Annotated in this window: 1 protein-coding gene and 1 pseudogene; one reads left to right on the top strand and one right to left on the bottom strand. The window is 40.0% G+C overall.

The annotated features are described in order from the left end of the window. The first annotated feature begins 62 nt into the window (after positions 1–62). Positions 63–464 (top strand): ATP-binding protein, encoded by a 402-nt coding sequence (locus ACTNBF_RS16525; RefSeq protein ID WP_441089711.1) that lies wholly within the window; start codon positions 63–65, stop codon positions 462–464. A gap of 1 nt (position 465) precedes the next feature. On the opposite strand, the pseudogene ACTNBF_RS16520 reads toward ACTNBF_RS16525, so the two are convergent. Beyond that, positions 466–667, bottom strand: a pseudogene (locus tag ACTNBF_RS16520) (tyrosine-type recombinase/integrase); the annotation flags it as partial.

The following is a 667-nucleotide window of genomic DNA, read 5'->3' as shown; positions in this document are numbered from 1 at the left end:
ACGGTATTGGTTAAGTGATTCAAGATGTCCTGCTTTATTGTGGGAAATTCCCAATCCGATATTTGGGAATTTTACTTTCCGATTTGAGGTACTTTTATTTTACTATATACAACTTACAGGCAGCCAGGGATAATGGTACCTTTACCGCTGTTCTGAAAAAATATACTAAGCCAGTATTACTGATTATTGATGAATGGCTGCTTCTCAAACTGACAGAAGCTGAAGCTAGAAACCTTTTCGAACTGATACACAAAAGACGTAAGAGATCTTCAACAATCTTCTGTTCCCAGTTTCGTGAGAGGGAATGGTACCAACAGATCTGCAGTGGTGAAAGTACTCTTGCAGATGCCATTATGGACCGTATATCTTATGATTCATATAAAATCAATATTGAGTGTATTGATCCATCTAAAGACCTTTCGATGAGAGAAGTATACGGATTAGATCCTGCTTTGGCTAAGTAATCTAATAACAAAACAAATGGGGTGGCTCCGTTAGTCCGGACAGGTGGCTCTCGTCACACCGGACTGGCGGCTCTGCCGCACCATAATATTCATTCACAGGAATCCGAATAATGGCACTTCTAAAAACTGATGCAGCATCAAAATCCCTATTCTGTGCATACTCCGAAAATGCAGAAAGTGCAGATAATCTTTGGTTTCTGGTG

The organism is Bariatricus sp. HCP28S3_A4 (assembly GCF_052066395.1).
Lineage (GTDB): Bacteria > Bacillota > Clostridia > Lachnospirales > Lachnospiraceae > Allocoprococcus.
This window is presented reverse-complemented; position numbering and strand designations above follow the sequence as displayed.